Source organism: Ensifer adhaerens, from assembly GCF_020035535.1.
Taxonomy (GTDB): domain Bacteria; phylum Pseudomonadota; class Alphaproteobacteria; order Rhizobiales; family Rhizobiaceae; genus Ensifer.
In genome coordinates this window covers 1487436-1505504 of record NZ_CP083350.1, presented here as the reverse complement: position 1 = coordinate 1505504, position 18069 = coordinate 1487436, and the positions used below count along the sequence as shown (strand labels likewise).

General features: G+C 52.9%; 14 protein-coding genes. 4 read left to right on the top strand and 10 right to left on the bottom strand.

The window, feature by feature from the left end:
* Positions 1–279 precede the first annotated feature (279 nt).
* Positions 280–1014 (bottom strand): hypothetical protein, encoded by a 735-nt coding sequence (locus tag LAC81_RS27200; protein ID WP_223730233.1) that lies wholly within the window; start codon positions 1012–1014, stop codon positions 280–282.
* 1068 nt (positions 1015–2082) lie between these two features.
* Here LAC81_RS27200 and LAC81_RS27195 point away from each other — a divergent pair.
* Positions 2083–4365 carry a DNA cytosine methyltransferase gene (locus LAC81_RS27195; RefSeq protein WP_223730232.1) on the top strand — a complete coding sequence of 761 codons (2283 nt, stop codon included), beginning with the start codon at positions 2083–2085 and terminating at the stop codon, positions 4363–4365.
* 29 nt (positions 4366–4394) lie between these two features.
* Here the strand turns inward: LAC81_RS27195 and LAC81_RS27190 are convergent, their stop codons facing one another.
* Positions 4395–5072, bottom strand: coding sequence for a hypothetical protein (locus tag LAC81_RS27190; RefSeq protein WP_223730231.1), 678 nt, complete (start codon positions 5070–5072; stop codon positions 4395–4397).
* 499 nt (positions 5073–5571) lie between these two features.
* Positions 5572–5901: a hypothetical protein gene (locus tag LAC81_RS27185; protein ID WP_223730230.1), complete on the bottom strand. Its 330-nt coding sequence runs from the start codon at positions 5899–5901 to the stop codon at positions 5572–5574.
* A 263-nt stretch (positions 5902–6164) separates the two neighbouring features.
* Between LAC81_RS27185 and LAC81_RS27180 the strand changes: the two genes are divergently transcribed.
* Together LAC81_RS27180 and LAC81_RS27175 are read left to right on the top strand one after the other, a co-directional pair.
* Entirely contained in the window at positions 6165–6446 is a 282-nt protein-coding gene (locus tag LAC81_RS27180) for a hypothetical protein (RefSeq protein WP_223730229.1), read from the top strand.
* 322 nt (positions 6447–6768) lie between these two features.
* Positions 6769–7164, top strand: coding sequence for a helix-turn-helix domain-containing protein (locus LAC81_RS27175; RefSeq protein ID WP_223730228.1), 396 nt, complete (start codon positions 6769–6771; stop codon positions 7162–7164).
* Positions 7165–7690: 526 nt separating this feature from the next.
* Here LAC81_RS27175 and LAC81_RS27170 read toward each other — a convergent pair.
* The gene (locus tag LAC81_RS27170) at positions 7691–8302 is read right to left on the bottom strand and encodes a TetR/AcrR family transcriptional regulator (RefSeq protein WP_223730227.1); all 612 of its coding nucleotides are present in this window, start codon (positions 8300–8302) and stop codon (positions 7691–7693) included.
* Positions 8303–9004: 702 nt separating this feature from the next.
* Between LAC81_RS27170 and LAC81_RS27165 the strand changes: the two genes are divergently transcribed.
* Positions 9005–10339 carry a hypothetical protein gene (locus tag LAC81_RS27165; protein ID WP_223730226.1) on the top strand — a complete coding sequence of 445 codons (1335 nt, stop codon included), beginning with the start codon at positions 9005–9007 and terminating at the stop codon, positions 10337–10339.
* A gap of 277 nt (positions 10340–10616) precedes the next feature.
* Here the strand turns inward: LAC81_RS27165 and LAC81_RS27160 are convergent, their stop codons facing one another.
* The 6 genes from LAC81_RS27160 to LAC81_RS27135 form a co-directional block, all read right to left on the bottom strand.
* The gene (locus tag LAC81_RS27160) at positions 10617–11861 is read right to left on the bottom strand and encodes a serine/threonine-protein kinase (RefSeq protein ID WP_223730225.1); all 1245 of its coding nucleotides are present in this window, start codon (positions 11859–11861) and stop codon (positions 10617–10619) included.
* Positions 11862–12666: 805 nt separating this feature from the next.
* Positions 12667–13554 carry an Abi family protein gene (locus LAC81_RS27155; RefSeq protein ID WP_223730224.1) on the bottom strand — a complete coding sequence of 296 codons (888 nt, stop codon included), beginning with the start codon at positions 13552–13554 and terminating at the stop codon, positions 12667–12669.
* A 237-nt stretch (positions 13555–13791) separates the two neighbouring features.
* Positions 13792–14094: a transposase gene (locus LAC81_RS27150; protein ID WP_223730223.1), complete on the bottom strand. Its 303-nt coding sequence runs from the start codon at positions 14092–14094 to the stop codon at positions 13792–13794.
* 269 nt (positions 14095–14363) lie between these two features.
* Positions 14364–16199: a DUF3732 domain-containing protein gene (locus LAC81_RS27145; RefSeq protein WP_223730222.1), complete on the bottom strand. Its 1836-nt coding sequence runs from the start codon at positions 16197–16199 to the stop codon at positions 14364–14366.
* Positions 16196–16672: a three component ABC system middle component gene (locus tag LAC81_RS27140; RefSeq protein ID WP_223730221.1), complete on the bottom strand. Its 477-nt coding sequence runs from the start codon at positions 16670–16672 to the stop codon at positions 16196–16198. Before LAC81_RS27140 ends, LAC81_RS27145 begins: the two co-directional genes overlap by 4 nt.
* On the bottom strand, positions 16639–17853 hold the full coding sequence (locus LAC81_RS27135) for an ABC-three component system protein (RefSeq protein WP_223730220.1): 1215 nt from the start codon (positions 17851–17853) through the stop codon (positions 16639–16641). Before LAC81_RS27135 ends, LAC81_RS27140 begins: the two co-directional genes overlap by 34 nt.
* Positions 17854–18069: the final 216 nt, after the last annotated feature.

Here is an 18069-nt window from a genome sequence, read left to right as displayed (position 1 = left end):
CAACAACGATCCGCTTCTTGGCGGCGTCAACGTTCTGCCAGCCAGCGATCTTCACCCACTTCCCAGGTTCAAGATCTTTTGTCGTACTAAGAAGTGCTCGGGGTCTAATGTTCATACCATTTAGAATGGCGCATTGTATGATGGTCGGACAACTTCAGGGCCGGTGGTGAAATCTGCCAGTTCGTCCCATTGTGCGCCTCCCTGAACTATTCTATTGCCGACCGGCCAGATTTCGGAGCTCGCAAGTGCCCGGTGTTTACCGCGGTAAGCTGATATCATTCAGCACCCGTAAACGACAGATCTCAGCGAAAACGGCTTGCCGAGGTCAAGGCGGACCTCTCCCGAGATGGCCAACTGCATGACTGCCGTGAAGATCAAATTGGTCTCTTTAAGGAGCACTGGCTTCTCTTGCGACGACCAACGGATCGATTGGTGGACAAACTCTGCCGTCTCTGAGATGGCCTGGATTGTAGCTGGAAGCCTGGCGCGGCGGACGACTTCTCTTGCACGGGCAAGTGACGTCGGCTCCGTTCCGCGGGCCGCGTGGCTCCACATTACGCGCAAGTTTGACAGCCGCGGCTCGATGCGAACGGAACGTTCGTCAAGGACCGAGTAGGCGCAGTCTAAACGATTGCGAAAATATCGAACCCGCTCGGCCACACGCGCTGAAAAACAAGAGTCAACCTGCTCTGTTAACGGGACGAAATCGCTGAAGACGACACTATGGTCGCGAAGCAAGATTGCGATATCGGGAATGTAGTCGGAATTGCCGGTTGCGCTTCCGTCGAGCCTCGACAAGCAGGAGATCCCCACCGGATACGGAGCAAGTCGCACGACTTTTGGATCAGTGTCGAGATGCAGTAGCCCATCGGCCATCAAAGGCGAATGGGCCTTGATGAGGCCGGTCGAAGCCTTGTCCGTCGGGAACGAAATGCGCCTCCGACGGCCAATTTCTCGAACAGGGCTATGTCCGTCGGCAAAAATCTCTTTAAGGAGAGGGTTTACGCAAACCATCGCGACCTCCTGCCCTCGTCTCAGCTGAAAAACCGGCATGTCGAAGCGCGGTCGCGTTCGCTGCCAGGTACAGATACGGATGAGAATGCGTCTTCAACATAGACCTCTCGCGTTTCGTCGCAGCAGAAACCGGCTGGTCTCGGACATCCACGTCCCCGGTGCTGCTAGCGGAATATCTCTAGGCGTAGCGATCTCGGGCCGCCTTTGCAGTCAGGCAAAAGCCTCCCTACGGCGCATGGGAGTTGTGGTCGCGCGCACGTCTGTCACCTTGGGTGTGTTGGCAGAAGGTGGGATGAGGGTCAGCGAAACGGCTGACCGACGTATATGTCAGGCAGCCGAAATGGCGGAGAGGTCATCCCTCGGCGACGTTCCTATTCGAACTATCTGTTTCACGTTCGACCTCGTTCGTTGCGATTGGTGCGGGAGCGCATCTGCTATGGCCCGCGCGAACAACGCTATCTAGCCTGTTTCCGTGTCCCGCGGGACAACAAGGTTAAAGTTCATCGAGAATGACTACCAAAGTCAAGGACTCCAGGGGCAACCGTTAAGATATGGTTAACGCGCCTGTGGTCGGGATCCAACTTGGTGTGGGTAGATATGTCGACACCCGTCGAACAAATTTCCCTCGGCAAAGGCGCTAACAGTCAGGTAGTAGCCGCATATTTTGAGATGCCGTTTATCGCGCGCCCTCGTCTGATCTTGCAAGAGCAGCCAAGCTGGCCACGATAATGGAAATGTTGGGCATCGGAGCATCGATCCGTCATTGTGCGGCGACAGATGACAACGCCTTCGAAACCCTTCGACGCGGCGATCCAGACTGCGGGAACGTATCGACGCGAGGGTTGCAAAGGAATCCACCCGGGCAAAAGAAATTCTGGAGAACGAGCGTCCTGCCCTGCTTGCGCTCGCAATGGAGTTATTTGAACGTTCAACTCTCGATCAGGAGAAGGTGGGTGACATCATGAAACGTTCGAGCCGAAGGAAAAAGGTGATTTGACGCCGAAAACTCGCGATTAATCGGCGAGGTATTTCAAGATTTAATCTTTCTCTTTGGACGGAGAGAATTCCTTGTGTGGCAGAGGAAAGAAAACCGACAGCAAGGAATTCATACCGAAAATGCCTCCTAAAAAACGCATCAGCAAGAGATCGCCATCCGATGAAACGCTCCACGCGGAAGGTATCGCAATCAAGAGGATGCGCCAGAAACAGAGCAACAGCATTCTCGCGCTCGTCGACAAAATCGATGCCCTTTGCAAATCGCACGGAGCGGCGAACATCATTCCCCTCCTTCGGGACTGCGGCCTGAACGATGATGAGATCGCCACCTTCATGGCGATAACGCCGAAGCTGGGACGTCACAGGGATCGGATCACGAAACAGGGTCTAGGTTTCGATGGAATTCGTGCACTCGTGCATGCCGATGAAGAAGCCATCGCCCAGGCAATGAACCTGGGCGATGCCGGTGGCCGTCTGGGCGCAAGCGAACTGGCGCGCCTTCGTGAAGTTCCGGAGAGTGTGAAAATCTCCGATATCGATGCGGTTTATAAACTTCGGGATGAATGCTTCAAAGCAGAATGCGTTCGCATGGCCGAAAAGCGCCAGCACTCATTCACCACGAGGACGAAGAAACTGCACTTCGCTATGGAAACATATGAAGCGAATCTGAGGTATGTGCGCCGTTATTATGAGACGGTCGATAATTATGATTTACTCGCAGAGATGAGCGATGAAGAAGTTGCTGCGCTAGAGCAAAAAGGCGCAGTAGTCAGCGCGCTTAGGGAAACGTTCTTCGTAGAGAAGGAAGAGGAAATTGTTGCTTGCGCGAAAAGCCTTCTGAACGAATTTGACCATTTATTCCCAGGACGGGCGATACCTAAGTCAGAGTGGGGCCTTGTCGGGAATGACAACCCGACGCTCAGATATTTTGCGGAAGCAAGACAAGCACTTGTGGCGCTTCAGGCAGGCGGATTTCTTGGTGGCTTTCCTTCCGACGCTTCCGAACACGATCAATGGGACGCGCTGTCATCCATTGCCTACCTCGCCGGAGTTCATAACGACAGCACTCTCTCGCAACGCTTCTCGCCAAGACCGGTCGAAAAACTGAATGCCTTCATTGTGCGCGCAGCGAGCGGAGTCGAAGCGGTCGGCCTGGATGCTGCTGGTTTCCGTCTTCGAGCAACCTACACTTCGATGTCGCCAGGCAGACCGAGAGGCCGGTCCATGACGCCTTCCGGACGACAAAAAGTAGTCACATATACGAAGGAAAGCGCTCCAGAGGTAGACTTCAAACCTTTGACGCTCGAACAGCCTGGAAGACGGACAATTCCAAACGCCTGGAACTTACGGCGCTTTCAGATCGATTACGACGGCCTCTCCTCCGATCTAATGGGCGAGATCAACCGCTTGGGCGGCCAAGAGGTCCATCTACTTGCGGCAACGCTCAGAGACCAACCGTTCAAGGAAAGAGGCAGAGGCGAAGACGACGAACGTCAGCAGTTCGGCCATGCGTTCCAATTGCTCCGGGATATCCGGCCAAAAGCATTCTTCTTCGAATCTGCGTCAGAATTTCTGGGCCCGAGACACATTCCCTTTCGCAACAGACTGGCAAGCCAGGCTGAAGAACTTGGTTTTGCTGTCGCAGATTTCGGCCTTAATGCTTCGATGCTCGGCGTCCCGCAGGATCGCCCGAGATCGATATTGATGGGGGTAGCGAAGGAATACGGGTCGCGACTTCGGCCACCGATCCTGGTGAACCCGATACATCAGACCGTTGGAGACGCCATCGCCGATGTTGCTTTCGGTTTTCTGCCGGAAATCGAAGCAATCCCCGAAGGGTCACGTACGCCAGACCAGATTAAATACCGAAAATGGGCGCGGACATGGCTGTCCAAACACGGAAAAAAGATCGCACCCGATGCGTTGAGTCTCATTCGCGGAAGTTCTGACACGTTCGACAAATGGCACAAGTACGGCTTCAACGACTACGAAAGACACATTGTCCGACCTCGGCTTGAAGACCTGCAAACCGATTCCGTGCCTTTGTCGCTACAGATTTTGAAGAGGCTGCAGGGTATTCCAGACGATTGGACATTCCTTGGCTCTGAGCGCGCTCAAATGGCACAGATTTGCGAAACGACGCCGCCGGTGATCTATCGCGTCATTGGTCACGCTATCCACGCCGCCCTCACAGGCGAGGACGTGGACATCGATCAAGCTGCGCGACTGGCGCTCGACAGTAAACGGTGGAAAACAGCATCGGGCTTCCGCAGCATGGCACAGAGCCAAAATCCGGCTCGTATCAGGGCGCTGGAATGGCGTGAGCATATCCTACGCGAGGAGAAAGGACCCTGACCTGCGCAACGGATCAGGGTCTGTCGTGATCAGAAACCTAGGTCAGGAATGTTGCGCTCCCGCATTTCCCTCCAAAGTATCTCCCTGACGTTTTGAACGCGGATATAGGAGATCTTTTCAACTTCTTCGTCGTTGATCATGAGCGTGGCGTCAAAATTGGCAAACTCGATGCGCCACTTGTCAGCGCCGATGTCAAAGTTGATCGAAAGGACGCCATCGGCCGCCCTTTTCACCGTTATCGGACTATCAGTTTTGTCCTGGATGGTTTGCTCAATATCGCGAAGAGTTTTAACGAAGTCGGTGTCGTCGATCAGGCCAGGATGCGTGTTCCCTACGCGCAGAATCGGATACTCCTTCAGATATTTTGCGATTTCGGCGAATATCTCATCGGTGTCTCCGCGAAATTTCGGGGTATCCGATGGACAGCCCCATTCGACGAACATCCAGTCGCCAAACCCTAGGGGTTCTTCTCCGACATCCTTGATCCTCAGACATGAGCCCTTCCAAGGATTGGGGGTATCGGTGAAGACTTTATCGTCGACACGTATAGTCACTGTATGATGCAGACTGCCATCTTCGTTTTCGAAGCAAAAATCCTTTCCAGCGACTGAGTTCCTGTCGTATCGCGGTCTCAAACCAAGCTCTTCGAGCACGGGCTTCAGCTTTTCTTGAACCTCGCCAAGTCTTTTCAATTTCAGAAATTGCATCTTCAGGGGTCTCCAATACTGTCGCCCCTATCTGATCGGCACGAACTTGCATGGGACAACGTATCGATCCCGAAGAAACGAGTTCACCATAATCCAAACCTTGATAAATCATTATCGACTTGTGTGGACTGGTCCGGTAGGCAGCGTCATCCGCTGGGGCGGCTTTGGAGAGTCCTACTGTCGTTCTTCCGAATACCCACGCAAGCGCCCGGCGCTTAGGCTAACTGCCTCAATGACTGCTGGCGTGCACGCGCACTCCATGGTCTTCCAACACACGACCGTCCTGCGATCGAGCCCTCGCAACATGTCGGCCCCGAGTTGAACATCTTGGGACTGCGAATTTCAATCTAAATGAGTTAAGTGCTCGTTGCTTTCCGCACGAGCGACGTCCGCAAAGATATCGGATTACCTTGTCATCGCAATGTAAACGGTGTCCGGCTCGCACCTTGACTGGCATTACTAGCCGAAAGGCGACTATGCACCAATGGTCGTCACTACATTAACGTTTACGAGCGGCAAAAAGCCAATAAAAGAAGCCGAAGAAAGTCGCAGCCACATATATGGGCGCGGCGGCGGCAACAGTGTAGTTGGGACATGCCCGTCCTGTGCAGTTTAAGAGATAGAATCCGAAGGGAATCGCGTTCGCAAGGAGCAGCACCATAGGCAGAGACGGGCCCACGATTGCTGTTCCAGCTCCAAGCAGCGGGACGAAGACGACGGCGGCTATCAAGACAAAAAAGCCGATGGCCGCACCCCATACTCCAAAGAACAGAAATCCAAGACCGGTCAAAATTATCGGGCCCGCGACCAAGCCGAATAGGCTTCTCATTATGGCTGCACCTCGACAACTTTAAATCGATCAATCCTGCTATCACTGCAGTTAAAATCTAGTTTTCTATCGCGTGGTGGGTGGAACGGAACGAAGGCTTGGCGATCAAGGGATCAGACTCCAAGAAGTTGCGCCGCGAGCGTGAACATCACACCCGCCGCTTCGCTTGCTTGTCGGTTGCGGCCGAAGAAGATCAGATGTCTTCGGATTTTAGCAATGAGCCAGGCCCGTACCTGCACGGTTAGCCTTTCAAGGACAACAAAATGAAAGCAGATTCTTCGTGTGATTTTCTGTCACCAGAGGGCAATCCTATTGTGGGGACCTCGGAAAAAATCCTGGCAACGGCCTCGATATCCGGTATCGATCCGACGACTGGGAAGCCCCTATACTTCGGAGGAACCGAGGTTCATCGGGATACGCAAGAGACGCTGGAACGCGCGGGCAAAATTCTCTTCGTTTGCTCGGAAGGCAACGAATGGACATTCGACCAGTTGGTTCCGACTATGAATTATGAAGCCGAGCTGTCCCCTCTGCCGTTTCGCTAAGTCGTTTTCTGATGGAGACAGTAGTGGAGGCATGTGGGGCTTGTTACGCTCCAGGTCCAAGCCCTGGTTGGTATGACCTTTCGCAGACGCTGGAGAACGTTTTCTCCTAGGCGCACAGCCAGGCGAACGGCCTCTCAATTTGATGTTTATATGAATGTTATCTAATATACTTGCGGGCGGTCTGTAGATGGTAGCATCACATGGATGCGCGAAGACGACGTGTGTGCTCTGGCGCTCGCTGACGGGCGATCATCAGCATCGCCGGGAACCGCTGTGCTCCGTCCACATCGCCTTCCCCGACTCTGGATCGAAGGAGAGCCTCATGTCTAATCCCAAGTCCCCAAACGAAGTCGATGTAATCGTCGGTCGCAATGTCAGACGCATTCGTAACATGCTCGGCATGTCCCAGGAAACGCTTGCAACCAAGCTGGGTTTGACGTTTCAGCAGGTGCAGAAGTACGAGAAGGGAACCAACCGGATATCGGCAAGCAAGTTGGTTGCCATATCTCACGCGCTTGACTGCAGCGTTGGCCAGTTCTTTACCGATGTCGACGCGAGCACAAATACTGTTCCGATGCCTAATGTTAGCATTGCGGCCCTCAAGTTGGCGGGTCACTTTGACAAGATTGCGTCGTCTTCCCAACGCGATGCCGTCTCAAAACTGGTCGCATCGCTAGCACGCCACGGCGCAGCGCACACCCCCCTTTCGGAGGAATGATTGCGGACTACGGGCATCCGATAGCAACTTCACGCTCGCGGGCCATATCCAAAGGTTGACGGACGCACATAGCGGTTCGCTTTGCCTTACCTGCAAACGCTTCCTAGCCTGTTGAACGGTGCGTCTCGCGCGCCAGTTCGGCGGAGGCATTAGGGAACTCCAGGAGCCGGATGTGTTCCAACGGGGGTCTTCGGCATTGGCCGCTGCGGCGATACCAATCCAGTTGGTATTGAGGTCGATGCGAGACAGCGTCCTTTGACCGGCACGACAGGACGGCGACACTGCGGGTGATTTGGCAGATCCATCGGATCGAAGGTCACGCTGATATGCGTATCGCTGATCGAGAAGCTGACGTTGATCCGGTCTGTTTAGGTCTTGTTGGCGCAGATGTCAGCCAGTTCTCACATGATCATGCCCCGGTTTCCGCCCACCTGAGCAAGCCATTGGCACAAGGGGCGACAACCCGAAGCCATAACCGATCAGAGTCTCGCTAAACTGGAGTTGTCAAAAAGATACCTTGAGTTGATCATTTGAGAATGCCCAAGATTGCTTCACCGGAAGGGAGCATCTGGTTCTCCAACTCTCCGGTCTTGCCGACGATACGCACGCCCTGCAGATAGGAAAATAACGCAAGTGCGGTACTCGCGGGATCGACGTCATGGCGAATTGAACCATCCAACTGCCCGTCGCGGATGAAACCTTCGAGCCGCGTGACGAGCTCACGATTGTGTCCTGCGACCCTGTCGGCGATCTCGGCATCGGAAAGAACCAGTTCCACGGCGGCGGCGATGGCCAGGCATCCACGTCTGCCGGTCTCGCCACAGGCGGACATGACATAGAAACTGATGACGTGGGCAACCTTTTCGCGACCGGTGGAAGCTGAAGACAATGCCTGTTCCAGCAGGTCAGCTCGGACCTGCTTATAGCGATCGTAGGCAGCGACGAAGACGTCACGCTTGTCCTGAAACGCTTTGTATAGGCTGCCGGCAGTCAGTCCCATTTGGGCTTTCAGTTCTGCGATGGAGGTTCCGTGATAGCCCCTCTCCGAAAATGTGCGGATCGCCGCGTCCAGAGCTTGGTTCATGTCGAATTCGCGGGGCCGCCCGACGGGGCGATGGGAGGTGCTTTCAGCATTCATCGCGTGACCTGACCTATTAGAAAAGGTTCGTTTCCTAACGGGCCACGAAAAAGGGAACTTGGTCAAGCCCTTGCCTGTGGGCCTTTCGGCTAGATTTGATAGATCTTCGCAAAAGAAGGGTTCCTCATCTTGCTCGTCGACATTACTCGTTCATACCCAGCATAATCAGCGCGAGCTTAGATCGGACTCGTTCGCCGCTGATGAGAAGTCCACGCCATTCCTCACCCCGGAGCAGTCATTACTCAGTCCAACAGGCATCGAGCTTTTTATAGCAGCGAGGGGCAGCGAACGCGGCGCGGATGCTTTCGGACCAAATGTCCCGCGATCATCGGCCGTAGGAGGTGCCTAACAAGGTTGCTTTACGGGCCATCAGACCTGAAGAACGAACAGAACCAACTCCAGTCGACTTGCACCCAAAAACGATGAGCCACGATGTCAGCTTCGCCCATTCGAGTGACCCGCTGATGATTGCAGAGTACGTCGCTGAACTCCCTCCACACTTTCGACCTTCCGAAGGCGATCAACTGGAGATCCTGGCGCGCTGATAACCCGGTGGTGCGACGCTCCGATGCCCTGACAGATTCTAACGACATGGCGGTTGCCGCGTTGCCATGTGCGCGGCGCAGCGTTTGGAAGTGCGATGCCTACTACCTAAACTACGCGCTCGCCGCTTGACGGACTGAAATTTTTTGGCGGACAATAGTGGATCGAAATAAGTTTCTGCGTACGCCCATGCTCCCAACACATCTACTCACCGTCACGAATGACTATCTCGCCGGTCGCCTCCCGATCGCCTTTGAAGAGGATGTAGACGCTATCCCTTTCAACCCTATGCCTCATCTCAGGTATGTGGGACGGTACATTTCGACTGGTCCTGACGCTGCGATTGCGTTGACGCGAAGCGGCATTGAATGTTTTGTCGATGGAGAACCTTGCAAGACGGAAAATGCGTTCACCAAGCTCGTGGGTGGGAATAGCTCACACTTACGTGGGGCTTGGGAGGATAATAGACTGCAAGACGATGACACGGTCATTCTGACGGGCAGATGGCATCGCCCCGAAGCCGACCGCGGTCCCTTCGATGAACCGCCGCTTACGAACACCGGCCGTTTTAATATTTACGTCATCCACGTAGTTAATCCAGAAGGTTCAGTCACTTCGAAGAAGTTCGACCAGCATATCCTCGAAGACAGTAGCGTTTGGAGCGACATTTCGATCCCAGTGATGGGCGACATCAACACATGCTTCTTAGCGGAGCTGCATGAGCACGCGGAGACGATGCTGGAAACCGGAACCGACTACGGTCTCCGAACGCCTTTTGGAATTATGCTCGCCGACGGCGTAGCTTGGTTACCGTCAGATCCTGGATCACCAGTCATCTTCTCGACGCGACCGCGATCCGATGAGGATCAACGGCTGCATGAGTTGAGCCTCGAGGTTCGGACCTGTCCAAGCATCAAATCGTATGAAGTCTTCGTCGACGGCGAGCCTGAAGGAGTTTACGAGGCAGGAGACAAGCGCTGGGCGCTCGATGCATATGCAATCGACTGTGGCTACTACAAGTCAATGGAGCAAATGCGGCTTACAGAAGACGAAGATCACCCTGTCGAGTCGTACTATAGGCGCTATCAAGTAGTTGAGATCGCGGAAGACGTTCTTGCGATGCGTCATGAACGGGCGTTGGAGCGCGCGCGTAGACTTGAAGAAGCAATTGGCACACCGGCGCGTGTTCCAGATATTGTGGATGCGGGTTACGCTGAATTCTTCGCTTTGCAATTTAATGACACTGACTGGAACCCGGAATACAGGTTCTTCGATCATCGTGATCGCGAAAGTTGGCGCACGACGATGATGTCTCAGTGTCCGGATGTTCCTGATCAGGATGGCGTTCTCAAGCAGGGTTACGCAAGTGCGTGGATCGAAAGCGAAGGACATCCATCCGAAGAAATCGGGCCCCATTCGTATCGCCTTATCTGCCTCCCAGATTGCAGCTTGGATTTGAGGTATATCCGCGCCCTAAATCGCGAAGCCATTTAATGCTTGACGATGGTGAGTGACCTTAAGTTGATTTGGGCGAACGGCTGTATTTAAATGTAAAGCGGGCAACCCCCACACGGCGGCATCGATGGCGGTGAAAGTTGCTTGAGATACGTCCGATCTTGAAGGCGGCCTCCGCGATGACAGGTAGGCCTCTTCCTCCCGCAGTCGCATGCGGCCCAGACGACCGGCCCGACAACGAACGCGCCTGACATTTTAATGTACTAGGAACGGACCTGCAAAGTGCGGTTTGTTCGAGCCGTCCGCCGTGGTGGCATCAGAACCGGAGCGCCCGGTTGATTCTCAGCTTTGTCTCTTCACCTTCTCGTTGACGCCGCAGCTCTTCTTTCGCCCTGTACTCCTCTTGTTCAGCCTCTCGCTCCAGATTGCGTTTCAACACCTGCGTAGCGGTTGGAAGCCATTGCTTGAAATGATCAAGCACTTCTTGAACAGCGCCATCTCGCACCGAAATTCTGGCCTCCGCCCCATTGAAAGTAAACGCAGTGGGTGGGTAACCCATAACTGCCGAGAAATTTCCCATGTCCTGTATCGCGGCAATCCATTTAGAATTAACGGGACGATCCAAGACTATCTTTAGAATGCCACCGTCCCATACAGCGTTGACAACACTTGGCGGCGCGAGCGCAAGCGGGTCGGTTACGCTGCCGACAGGAACGACAATTTGCTTAAGAGCATCAAGCTTTTGTCTGTTCACCGCCTCAAACCGATGGCGTTGAATTAGGCCCTTCACATCTCCTACTGACTTCGGTCTCTCGTTCGGTCGCTGGCGGATCATCAGGTCCACTACAGGATCAAGAAACCCAAATTCAGGGGCGAGCGATGCGATGCTCACGTAGCCAGAGCCGTGCGGGGGCGTACCGGTAAAAAGCTCATTCAGCATCATGCCCAACGCATAAATATCGGCTGCAGCGCCTACTGTAGCCCCCGGTGTGCGCTGTTCTGGAGCAGCGTATTGAAAATTCGCGAGGCGCTTTCCTGGCGGTGTCTTCACCGGAGTGACAAGAAAATCCTCGTTGAAATTTGCGACACCGAAATCCGCAATGGCAAGACGCTTTTCTCCATCAAGCGCCAGGACGTTCTCGGGCTTCAGGTCTCGGTGTGTCGCGCCCAACAGATGGGCGGCCTCTACCCCATCGAGTATCTGACTGAAGATCGGCAACACATCGTTTGGTTCGATACCGCGTTCAATCCAGTCGCGCAGGCTGCCGTCATACCGGGCCATGACATAGAATGGCCCTGCCAGACTGGCGTGCTTCGAGAGGCCATGGTCACTGACGGCGACAAGGTTCGCGTGACGGTTCTTGCTCAGAAAGCCGATCTCGTTTTTGAATCGCCGCCGCTTATCTTTATCCTGGTGAAGCAAGACCTTAACCGCAACTTCCATTCCCGCTTCGTCGCGCCCGGCATAGACCCGCCCTGCTCCACCTTCGCCGACGACCTCAGTCAGAATGTAGGAATTGAATGCTGTTTCGACTTCAATCGCCTGCTTCAGTAGACTCACGAGCGCCTCCGTTGGTTCGGTAGCAGTCAGATAATTGGACCAGTATATCGGGTCAATATCAGAAAATAGTCAACAGCGCCGCTATCGGCATTGACAGAAAAACCACCGTGACCAGCGGAACTAAATTGAATTACACTTGGTCCTGTCATTTTACGTCACCCCTTGGACGCTCTTCCAAATTGAAAAAGCAACTGCCTAATCTCTTGAGAGAAAATTATACTTATGGACAAAATCACGGAATATCGGACAAGTTCGATCCAATCCAGCTGTCCCACGCCATCTGAAACATATAAAACTCCGAATAAATTGACGACAGTAAGCATCCACGCAAGAGTTTTTACCGCAATAACAAAACCTCTATCATCAGCACGACCGAAGGAAAGAACATAACTACGATCTCTGATGACAACCAGAGCTGACGCATACGCTATTATAAATATAATATACTGAGTCACGAGCGCAGTTTTGATTGAAGGAAACAGTGACATTAAAAAAGAACTTATATTTAATATGGACAGTACGATATAAAACAATACAGTTAAGATCAGCCTTGATTTTTGTTCACCTATTACGATGTACATAGCCTAACGCTCACACTTTTAGTCGTCTTGGTCGATCTGTGCGAGGCTCAGGCTTCACATCTGCGCCCCCAGCAAATCGTGAGGTTGTCGCAACTACGGCGATATGTAGTGAAAAGATATCGCGCGCCGCAAGCCAAAAGTGAGATGGCGGCATCATAATCGAGGCGGAAATCCACTTAGATAAACGCCCGAAACGGTTCAGACACACCGAGCCACCTCTCATCTTAGGTCCAAGATGGCCGTGTTTCCCAGTTGGCCGGAAAGCCCATTGAAGAAGGTTGGACGTGCCTACAGCTATTTACCAAGCTTTTTAGACGTTCCCCCCATTGGCTCTCTGGGAAAGTATTTTTCAGCAATAGGTTCATTGCTACCAGTCGTGGATAAAGTTCATTTCGGTTCGCGTTCAAGAAATCTTGCCTGTACGCGTTTGGCCCTAACGCAAAGAATCTATTGAGCTTCGTATTCCAAAGTTGACCATGGTGTGCGCATTGGTTTCGCAGGAACGAAATGGAATGAAACCACGACACTAAGATTTTTTCATCGAAGCCGAATACCACCTCTGCCAGCTTTCTGTTAGGCAATTTGAGTGCAGCGTAAAGACGAGACAGCACACCGAAAGTCAGCCGCTCCATTACAGTCCAACTAGCAGGAAGCGGCGGCGTAGTGTAGTGCGCGTAGTAATGCTGAAGCGCGATCCACTTGGTCTTAGTCTCGGGGCCGGTCTCGAATATTATCTTTTGCTGACTCTGAACGAAGGGAATATGCTGGTCAAAATGTGAGACGTCCATGTACCAGTGTGGATCATGCGTGATGCTGATTTTTGACGATAGCGCAGCTCGGAGGGACACTTCAATTCGTTCGATTCCGTCTAGCACAAGCAAACGAAGGTGTCGGTCGAAATCATATAGCTCGATTATATCTGAGAATTTTGTCCCGATGAAAAAGCGCTTCGTAGCCGGGACTTGAAAGTTACGCATATAGATCAAGAGCCGGTAATAGCCTATGGTTTCTAGTGCCCTTGTCGCAGATGTTGGGTCGTCGATACGAAGTCCCTTGTTCCAAAGCGCCATGAGCAACTGCGGTTCAGGCAAAGCAATTTTTTTATAATGCATAACGAACTCGTTTTTGGCGCACTGCTACGCTAGGTAACACTAAGGTGTAAAAAAAATGTCGCCATTTCCGTTGACATTTCCAAGCCAGAGCACTAGGGTCTGTATTGACAACACCCCCCACGCCTCTCGAAGAAGCGCACCAGGGGGGTTCTTTTTTGCCTGCACTTAGGAGGCAGTCGGGTCCCTTGCGGAAGTCGATTGGGTGACTGGCTAAAAAGACCTTCGCACCGGAGGGGATCATGCAGAGCGCACCGCGCGGATCAGCTTCACGACGTGAGACTCGTCGATCCCGACATCCACGCGGATCACTGCGTCGCCGATGATGATGTCCACAGTGGAGCAGTCGCTTCGAGCCGTATCGACGACCGCCTCGGCTTTCAGACGGGCATTGCGGCGCCACGTGAACAACTGCGAGGGATCAATGCCGATGCGTCCCGCCACCGCGGAAACGCTCGCCCGTATGAAGCTACGCAGCTCGCTCCGGACGAATATTTGGCGCGCCGCCACCACCGATTCCACGGCCGGGTCCGCCAGCGACACGACCCAGACACTTGAGCGCCTCGCAAATGGATGGCCCAGCAGCGATATTGACGCGCTCATGCCGTGGAACTACGCCGCCTGAACGGCCCCAGCTTGTCGCTTACGATCGTAGTAGCGAGCGTTAAGGTACTGCAGCCCCGTCTCTGGATCGAAGCGCTCGCCGATGTAGCCCTTCTGCGTGCGCATCGCCGTGTTGGTCGGTTCACCATATGCGGCGTAACCGTTCTGCTCGACTAATCGCGGGCAACCATTGTGAATCCATCGGCCACTTATTCGGCCGTGAATGGGATAAGAGCGTTGCCGTCCCGGAACGTCTCGACCAAATGCACGTTGTGGAGCCCTTCCCAATATCGTGGGTTTATGTGCTCGAAAACGATCATCTGAAATCCCTTGCCCATTTCATTTGCCGTCGTGATGAATTGATCCAAAAGCTTCAGGGCTAGCTTCACCTTTGCAACGTCGCTCTGATTGACATCTTGATCGTCGTCACCCCAATAAGGCCTAGAGAACTGATCGATGATTAAGAATGGGGCAACGTGAATCCCATCGCTGCGCATGATCATCTCATGCAGTCCCAGGAATAGAAAAAGATGAAGGAACATATGATTTGAGCTGCTTCCGACGTTCTCTGTCGACGCAGTCTTAGGCTTCCGTAGATGGAGTTTTTTCTCACCGTAGTTGAAAGCTGATCGGTAGTTACCATAATTCCCTAGCGCAACCTCGGTCAGGGCAATGTAATCCTGGATCACCTCATCGAGAGCTTGCGTGAAATGGTCTTGCCGATCATTCGCTGGCAGAACCATCAGATCATCGATCTGCGCTTCGATTTTCGCGATCTCGGCGCTATTGTCAGCAGCTGTTTTCACGTCCTGATCGGCATACAATTCAAGCTTCGCCTTGGTCTCGCCGATAAAAATGTACTTTTCTTTATCTGTTCCGAAACCGTCGATGTCTGAAGGCAAAGCCTCAAGGTCTTTCTGAAGGCGCTGTCGTTCAGTTTCGAGACTCTTGATCAGGTCAGCGACATTGCTGTCGAGAGGCGTCCTTTTGGCGGTTGCCGTTTTAATCTGCTGCAAACCGTTGGACAGGTTCTGAATGATGTCATCGAATACGGAGGTCCGTATAGTCTCTTCATAATTCTCCCACAGGTATTTAATCGGCTTGAGGCTATCCGCCGTGTCGGTCAGCGTCGATTTATGACGAGCATATTCCGCGGTGAATTTTTGGAGACCTCTGATCTTTCGCGAAACTGCATAGAGCTGCGACGACATTTCTTCATATTGTGCCGAGACGTGCAGCTCGGGACCGCTCTCCATCTCGTTCACCATTCGCTGCAGCACGACGATGGATGCATCCGCGTCTGAATCGTCAGAAACCAGGCCGTACGCCCTGCCCTGCGCGATGGTTTCCGCAAGTTGTGCGTGGAACTGCGTGCGCTTTTCGTCCGTCTTAGCCGACAATTTTTCAAGGCGCACCAAGCGGCGCTCCAGCTCGTCGCGCTTCTCTCGCTTCAGGATGTTTTCAACAGTGTCGATTCCGACAGCAATATCGAATATGCGCGGCAAAGCCTCACGGTAGCGATCCTGATCTTGCTTATCGAAGAACTGATCGCTGTGGGTGATTATGTTTTGGGAGATAGTGTTGAACAGCAGAAAATATCTGAGCGAAATCCGGGAGCCCGCTTGCAACACACTCCCACCAAACGGGATTTTGACATCTTGGTCGATACCAAACTCAGCGCTTAGGAGCTTTTTCAAGGCACTCTCGTTGATGTTGGCGGTGGGCACCATATCTGGCCAGTCGCCAACGGAAGAGAAGTAATAGCTTGACGAAGGTGTTGTTCCTACCGGGGCTCGTCGCGCAAGGGCGTAAACCCTGTCGTTCACATGGATGCGCAAGCCATACCAACGCACGTTTTCATTGATGATGCTTTCCGAGATGCGGTGCTTGCTCGCGAACAGGCAGTAGTCGATGATTTCGAGTATCGCCGTCTTCCCGGTGTGACTGTCACCGGTGATGACATTTATTTTGTTCGGGAGGAAGGTGATCGTTCGTCTTTGTCCGCTGGCAAGCCAGAGGTGAAGGCTTTCGATGTAGAACTTCACAGCTCGATCCTCGCATTGAGGTAAAATACGTTAGCATCGCCAGAAATCAGGGCTGCTATGTTGGCGGAAGCACGCTGAATGCGTTCGGCTCGTTTACCCATGGACCTATCGAAGGGTATGGGAAACTTGATCAGCACGCCGTCATCTTCAAGCCACACAATGCCAATCTCCGCGAGAAACTGAAGAGCATTCACCGTCGCAGTGATCGAGCCAAGGTAGCGTTCGTTAAAATTGGAAAAGTTTCCAATATTATCGATCAGGTACTGCTCAAAGCTGACAACCCGAAAATTACCGTTGGCGAGCTGTTTCACCATATCGCGGTGCGCAACAATCGGCAGAATAAGCGCGAGTTTCGGAAGCGTCAGAAATCCCGCATGCTTCAGCACCGAGGAAATCGCGAACGCATTGATCGCGACGTTGTTGTAGTATGCGCTAAAATTCAATTGTAACGATCTTTCCAGTTGCTCACCCAACCGATAATCGGCCGATCAGAGAGATCATAAAAACCGCCATTGCTCATTGTAATTGGAAGCTCTTCCGAGGCAAGCTTAAGCCTTCTCTGCCGAAGGTCGGCAATGATTTCGCGGCCCGAGGCCATCTCATCGCTACTGGCTTTCTGCCCAGGATAAGCTGCAAGAAACCTGTTCTCCCACAGGGTTGCCGCCTCTTCCTCCATCTCCTCGACTTCGGCGAGGGTGATATCACCGTCTTGAACCCAGCGATCAACATGGTTGCGAAAATTCAGACGCCGGGTAGTGAATTTTGCATGGAAATCAACGCTGTCGATAGCGACGTCTTCAATGTCCAGCAATTGCTTGATGAATGTCTGATCTTGAAGGTTGTCCGGCATCACGGGCTGGAAGGTCCGAAACGGCAGCCCCCCGCTCCGGGCCTTATCAAAAAACCGTCGGTATTTTAGATTGAAGTCGTCAAAGCTGATCGTGATCTTCTTCCGCGCCTTAACGGTTTCAAAGGAATTCGCGCGGACTTCAGAGTCGACAGATCGGAAAACGTCATCGATCCTGGAGGGGTCGATCTGCTTTGCGGCGATGGACGCTTTGCATTCTGCAATAATCTGATCCCGGCCCAACGCGAATGACAGCTGCTCAAAAAACTTTGCGGACACGGCAGGATCGAGCTTGAGGACATCATCGATGTAGCCCTGGATCGTCGCGTCCTTGGTGCCCGACTTGATCGACGTTAAATCTGCAACGAGCGCTGTGTGGTTCTTGGCACCAGCTTTGAACGCAGCGATGGACGCCAAGAGTACGTTTTCATCATTGTCGGTCTTATTGGAGGCCAGCAGAAAGCTGGTTTTCCTAACGTAGGCGAGCTGGTCGGGCACGTTTGAGCGCCCGTCGGCCGGATCGACAATCAATTTGCACCAATTGGAAATCGACTTCCATAGATCGGAGTCCATGGTTGTAAGGTTCTTTGGAAGACCTTGTGCGGTCGTCTGAACGGTATGTTTCAACTGAACAAGTAGATTTGTGCCGTCAGGACGTTCAATATGAACGTCATCGAGAACTTCTAGGCCGGCGGTCTGGCCGCTCTTTAGATTCAACAATTCATTCAGAAAGTAATAATATTGGTAGTCGAAACCAATCGATTTATCTTCCGCGCTAGTCGTATCGGCGCGCGACCTTCCGCTCATGGCAAACCTATAATTTCACAAACACGTACCCAAAGTTGCTTGAGACACATCTAGCAGCTGCAAATCGCTGCTTCAACGTGCTTGAAGCTTTAAGTCGAGTTTTCATACAAAAGAACACAACTATTTGAATAACGCAGCGCTTCTCCCCTCTTTTCCCGTAATTCGGTCACCGTTCATCGCCCGCCTTCATCCCTCCTTTGTTTTCATAAAAGATAG

Excerpts from the sequence above, each read along its gene's own strand:
- LAC81_RS27200 (WP_223730233.1), bottom strand. The coding sequence starts at position 1,014 with ATGGTTTGCGTAAACCCTCTCCTTAAAGAGATTTTTGCCGACGGACAT.
- LAC81_RS27190 (WP_223730231.1), bottom strand. The coding sequence starts at position 5,072 with ATGCAATTTCTGAAATTGAAAAGACTTGGCGAGGTTCAAGAAAAGCTG.
- LAC81_RS27185 (WP_223730230.1), bottom strand. The coding sequence starts at position 5,901 with ATGAGAAGCCTATTCGGCTTGGTCGCGGGCCCGATAATTTTGACCGGT.
- LAC81_RS27180 (WP_223730229.1), top strand. The coding sequence starts at position 6,165 with ATGAAAGCAGATTCTTCGTGTGATTTTCTGTCACCAGAGGGCAATCCT.
- LAC81_RS27175 (WP_223730228.1), top strand. The coding sequence starts at position 6,769 with ATGTCTAATCCCAAGTCCCCAAACGAAGTCGATGTAATCGTCGGTCGC.
- LAC81_RS27170 (WP_223730227.1), bottom strand. The coding sequence starts at position 8,302 with ATGAATGCTGAAAGCACCTCCCATCGCCCCGTCGGGCGGCCCCGCGAA.
- LAC81_RS27155 (WP_223730224.1), bottom strand. The coding sequence starts at position 13,554 with ATGCATTATAAAAAAATTGCTTTGCCTGAACCGCAGTTGCTCATGGCG.
- LAC81_RS27135 (WP_223730220.1), bottom strand. The coding sequence starts at position 17,853 with ATGAGCGGAAGGTCGCGCGCCGATACGACTAGCGCGGAAGATAAATCG.